The 5,674-nt window shown below is 33.8% G+C and carries 5 protein-coding genes; all 5 read left to right on the forward strand.

Going from position 1 to position 5,674, the window contains the following annotated elements; translation table 11 throughout:
- On the forward strand, positions 1–288 hold a 288-nt coding region (locus tag AC3EA5_RS10985), incomplete at its 5' end, for a histidine phosphatase family protein (RefSeq protein WP_488608391.1).
- 695 nt (positions 289–983) lie between these two features.
- The gene (locus tag AC3EA5_RS10990; RefSeq protein WP_488608392.1) at positions 984–1,508 is read left to right on the forward strand and encodes a GNAT family N-acetyltransferase; all 525 of its coding nucleotides are present in this window, start codon (positions 984–986) and stop codon (positions 1,506–1,508) included.
- Between the two features lie 1,358 nt (positions 1,509–2,866).
- On the forward strand, positions 2,867–3,352 hold the full coding sequence (locus AC3EA5_RS10995) for a GNAT family N-acetyltransferase (protein ID WP_488608393.1): 486 nt from the start codon (positions 2,867–2,869) through the stop codon (positions 3,350–3,352).
- Between the two features lie 103 nt (positions 3,353–3,455).
- Positions 3,456–4,010 carry a 5' nucleotidase, NT5C type gene (locus tag AC3EA5_RS11000; RefSeq protein WP_488608394.1) on the forward strand — a complete coding sequence of 185 codons (555 nt, stop codon included), beginning with the start codon at positions 3,456–3,458 and terminating at the stop codon, positions 4,008–4,010.
- A 227-nt stretch (positions 4,011–4,237) separates the two neighbouring features.
- A complete protein-coding gene (locus AC3EA5_RS11005) occupies positions 4,238–5,251 on the forward strand; it encodes a serine hydrolase domain-containing protein (RefSeq protein ID WP_488608395.1) in 1,014 nt (337 codons plus the stop codon).
- The last annotated feature ends 423 nt before the right edge of the window (positions 5,252–5,674 follow it).

Genomic DNA, 5,674 nt, shown 5'->3' on the forward strand with positions numbered 1-5,674 from the left:
CCAGATAAATCATATCCAAATCAAGAAGACAGGTTAACTTTAAATAATCGTATAATGACAGGGATTCAGGAAATAAATCAAAGGTATGAAGAAAACAAAATATTGCTTATCGCACATGGGGCAGTAATCAACGCTATTTTAGCTGTTTTATCAAACGGTAAGATAGGTTCGGGGAAAACCAAATTAATAAACGCCTGTATTAGCAATATTTACTTTCATCAAGACAGATGGAGTATAAAAGACTTCAATCAAATTTCTCATCTTTCTAAGTACAACGGTAAAGAATAAATCTAATGCTTTTTGTTGTACCAACTGTTGCTTAGTTTAACATCTAACTGCCTTACAGGGCAGCTTTAAGATCGCAGAGAAACATAAAAAAATTTTTTAAAAAAGAGGTGCTTAAAATTAGAAAAACTTCAATATTCTTAGGAGTAATGGCAGGTATCTCTAGTATTCTTTTATGGATTGAACTGAACTTTTATAATCATGAAACCGATGTGAAGATAAACACCTTTTTCATGTTGTTTCTTCCTGCTTGTTTAGCAATCATAGCTTCTTTAATAACCAAAAGATTCTTAATGTTATTGGCTTTTGTATGGTCATTGCCACTTAGTTTATATTTAGTCCTTACACCATCGATTTTTGCTTTGTTCGGAATTACTTGTATAGCTTATTTGATCAGCTTTCTTTTTATGAAATTATCCAAGAGTAAAAATGTATTAGAACAGTAATTCTGATTCAAGTAACTGGTGTTTTAGCTGAGCAATCGGCTGCCTTTACAAGGCGGCTTTTCTATGGAGTAATGAAGACGACTACTTCCACATCCGAGGGTTATGTCAACCTACTGAGGTTTTACGGATGGATCATCCAGTTGCTTATTCAACTAACGCGGCAGTTTAGTAGAACAAATGGTGAAAGGGATTTCAACACTGTTGAAGAAATCTTACTCTAATAAATGTAAAAAGGAAAAAGGGGATATTACGATGATTAAGGGTAAATTTGTATATTTAAGGTCTATTAAAGATGAAGATATGGAAAGTATCTATAAATCGTGTCAGGATGAAGAGTTTCTTTATATGACTGGAACTCGAAAGTCATTCACATTGGATGAAATTATTAAAAGTTATAAACAATTTAGCGAAGACTCTACACGGTATGATTTTGCCATATGTCTATTGAATAATAATGAAGTAATAGGTGATTTATCTGTATTAGATGTAGATAATGACAATAAAAAAGCAGGTTTTAGAATAGCGTTACATAACAAAATTATTATAAGCAAAGGTTATGGTACGGAAGCAACTAGACTTGCACAAAAATTTACTTTCGAAGAGCTTAAACTTAATCGTTTGGAATTAGAGGTATTTTCTCATAACATTCGAGGTATTAAAGCATATGAAAAAGCAGGATTTAAAAAAGAAGGAGTATTACGGCAATCCCTTTATATGAACAATACATACTCTGATGAAATTCTTATGGGAATGCTTCAGGAAGAATATTATAAATAAAGAGTTCATCTATTCCTTGTATATTTTTTCATTAGAATCATTGTGATATATGAACAACCGGCTGCCTTAACAAGGCGGTTGTTCTTATGGCTTAGATTCTAATCGTGTCCTTATACTTAGTGTCGTAGAGGTTACTGGAACTTAGATTGTTGAACGAGTTCTTAAACATTAATGAAAGCGCCAAACCTCAGAAAACACTGTAAATATGTGGTGTTCATTAACTCCTGAATTTTCTAATTAAAAAAGCCTGAAGCAATTTCAGGCTTTTACTGACCCATATATTGAATTAATTTCTTGATTCCATCTTTACTAATCCATGCCTTACCAACTTTAACTGCCTCAGTCGAAATCATACCTATATAGGCACACAAATACGTTTGACGACGTGGCTAAATGTTTTGTAGAGTATAATTTTGAAAACCAGTAACTCCCCCAGCTTTTGCAAACTTATAGAAGCCTCAGATCAATAAAGCGAAATTGGTTAGGGCAATCCCATATTGTGGTAACTCATTTAACCAAAAGAGTTTCAACAAAATTAGTAAAAACACTTCCTAGTCGATGTGTTATGTCAACCTGGTGTGTATGAAGTATACAATCACGTTCCGAGAGGAAATAATCACTGACGCATCTACACCAAATCATTTTTCAATATGTTAAAATAAGGAAATCTGAAATACTAGAATGGCGGTGTTTTTTTGATAAAGAAATATCTGTCTTGGTTATCACTTGTCTTCTTGATATTATCTTTCATCCCTATTTTCTTTCTACTATTTACAAATACTGAGTTTTTTGCGTTCGGTTTAGAAGGGAAAATTGGTCTCTTTGCTCTACCTATTCCAGGGTTAATTGGACTTATTTTGGGAATATTCGATGTTAAGGGGAATGTGAGGATTTACCTTATTTTTTTAAATATTTCTAGCATGCTTTTTTACAGTGTGCTAATTTTTGTTGCTGTCTATGGATTTCAAGAACCTTGAAATAACAACAAGAATCAGCGTGATATAATAGTAAATATTACCAGAATTAACGAGTGCTTAGTGAATTCAAAATCCTGAATCACATTTTGGTGGTGTATTTATAATTTCAAGATGAAGTCGTATTTAACTGTTGAATTGGATGCCTTTACAGGGCAACTTTTATTAATGAGTAATGAAGTCGAATACTTCCTAATTGTGGTGTTATGTCAACCTAGGGTGTATGAGCGATGCATGCCAGTTGAGTAATAGAATCGATACTTTTCGGATGGTTCATCTAGTTTTTTGTTCAACTTAGGGTGCTAGGCAAGGTAAGTTAATTATAGATAATGACGAACTTATATTCTGATGGTAAAATGGGATAAAAAACCAAGGAGACATCTTGTGAAAAAGTATAATTACGTTAAATTAGATCATTTCTTGATTGATCATTTAGATGCATTAAATGCTTTTGAATTACCTGAAGAACAAGGACAGTTCACGGCATTACCAAACGCTATTTTAGAAGTAGCAGAGGGGCAATATCGGATTGTTATATTAAGTGACGATGAACCTGTAGGTTTCTTTTTGTTACATACGACTGAACGAGTAAAGGAATACTCGAATAATCCAAAAGCCATACTGTTGACTGCTTTGTCTGTTAATCATGCTAAGCAAGGAAAAGGTTACGCTAAACAAGGTATGCTCTTATTAAGTGATTTTGTTAGAAGAGAATTTCCTAACTATAATGAAATTGTTCTAGTGGTTAATCATAAGAATATTCCTGCACAGCAACTCTACTTAAGAGTAGGTTTTAAAGATACAGGCAAAAGAAAAAAAGGCCCTATTGGAGAACAGTTTTTAATGAATTTGTCGTTACAATACACTTAATTCTTGTTTGACTATAGGGTGCATAAGTTGAATACTTGGCTATATTCTTAGTATTAAATTCAGTAGAAATAGTTAAATAATAAATGATTTGTGGGGAAAAGACATGGAACATATAGGATTAGATTTTGATGATACTCTTGTAGATATGAGAAAGTCGATTGTTGAAATATTAAATAAATTACATAAAGAAGATTTAATTTATGAAGATATTCAGGTATATGGAGTTTCAGACTTGTATGGGTATTCATTTGATGAATTTATAGAATTTTTTACAGAAAATCAGAAAGATTTACACAATATAAGCCCTTTTCCATTTCTCTTTGAAGTGCTCACTGAGCTTGGGCAAACCTCAAAAATATCTATTATGACAGGTCGTCCTCCAGGTTGGATGGCGTCGGCAAGTAACTGGGTTAAGCAAAATAATTTACCAATAGATGCAATAATGTGTGCCTCACAATATCAAAACGGAAAGCCCGAATGTGCTTCCATTCATAATGTATCTTTGTTTATTGAAGATAATCCTGAACACGCATTAGCACTTGCGAATAGTGGTATTAAAGTTTTGTTACTGGATAAACCTTATAATCGTGATTGTAAGCACAATTTAATCATAAGGGTTAAAGATTGGGAAGAAATAGGTAGGTTATTATTAAAATAACAAGGTGCTTTAATTGAACAATCGGCGCCTTTACAAGGCTGTTTTTCTTATGGAGTAATGAAGACGACTACTTCCTCATCCGGGTGTGTTATGTCGACGTAGGGTGTATGCGAGATGCATACCAGTTGAGTTTGAGTAATAGAATCGATATTTTGCAGTTTGAGAGGGTTACCTAATATTAAGTCGAATATTGAACTGACCGATAGGATTAGGAAAGTAGGGGAATTATGGTTATTAACCAAAACTTAAGTCAGAAATTTAGCTCGGTTGTCTCTCAAGTCCAACGTACTTCCGAATTAGTTGACTGTTCAGGTGCAGCTGTTTTTATTATACAAAACGATGAAATTGTAACAGAAGAATATTGGGGGAAACATTCTAAAGCCACTAATGCACGAAATATTCAAGAAGACACACAATTTCATGGTGCGTCCGTTAGAAAAAGTTATATTGGATTTGCTGTAGCTTACGCCGTGCACAATGGCTACATAGCTTCAATTGATGACACAGTGAGTAAATACCTTCCTTTTTATGAATCTAAAAATCTAGAAGGGACTACCCTTAGACATTTACTAACACATACCCATGGATTAAAAAGTATTGATGGAGAGATTCAGCGAGAGTTTTCTCCAGGTCAAAGTTGGGCTTATCGCGGTATTGGAATTGATATGCTAACGCAAATTGTAAAAAATACAACCGGTAAAACAGTTGCCGAGATTGTTTCTGAACAGGTATTTCAACCTTTGAATTTCAAAGAGACCGGTTGGTATGGGAAATTAAATCAAAACCTAGTTGAAGTTATTAGAGAGCTTAATGATCCAAGCTGGTACACTAGTAAAAGTACAGATGGTGATAAAATGAATCTGTACGTGTCTGCCAGGGAATTGGCCAAATGGGGATTTCTTCATCTTAAGCAGGGTTACATAGACGGGGAACAGGTTGTTTCAAGTGATATTATAAATTTGACTACATCCCTACAAAGTCCAGAATTAATTGACTCAGATCTCCCACAAAACGGATTCTTATGGTTTGTTAAGGATTTACCTGCCAAAAAATCTGAAATTGGAATGCTTGTTCCTAAAGGTTCTTATCAAATATTAGGATATACGGGCGTTACTTTATTAGTCATACCTCAACACGATATTGTTGTAGTGCGTGCTTTTAATAGTTTTGGTTCTCCAAGTGGTTTCGATTATTTATCCGATATTAGAAACTTTGGTGATACCGTAATGAAATGCTTATAGACGGTGAAATATTTGGATAAGGTACTGTGGTCTGCAAAGAGTAGCTGATGCTACTCTTTTTTTGTTATTTAATCATTCATTTATTCAAGTAAAGTGAATGTCAACTGGGATGCAAGTCCCATAAGATATTCATTCGTGTGCCTATACTTAGTTTTATATAGGTTACTGAACTTAGGTTGTTGAACGAGTTCTTGAACATTAATAAAAGAGCTAATCCCCACAAAAAATTGCAAACATAAGGTGTTCATTAACTCCTGGTTTTCTAATAAAAAAAGCCTGAAGCGATTTCAGGCTTTTACTGATCCATATATTGAATTAACTTCTTGATTCCATCTTTACTAATCCAAGCCTCACCAATTTTAACAGCCTCTGTTGAAATCTTACCGGTAATCGCACACACATAAGTTTGACGATGTGGCTCAA

This window comes from Paenisporosarcina sp., from assembly GCF_057785155.1.

What these genes read in the sequence shown, in the direction of transcription:
- AC3EA5_RS11005 (WP_488608395.1), top strand. Translation starts at nt 4,238, where the DNA reads ATGGTTATTAACCAAAACTTAAGTCAGAAATTTAGCTCGGTTGTCTCT.
- AC3EA5_RS11000 (WP_488608394.1), top strand. Translation starts at nt 3,456, where the DNA reads ATGGAACATATAGGATTAGATTTTGATGATACTCTTGTAGATATGAGA.
- AC3EA5_RS10990 (WP_488608392.1), top strand. Translation starts at nt 984, where the DNA reads ATGATTAAGGGTAAATTTGTATATTTAAGGTCTATTAAAGATGAAGAT.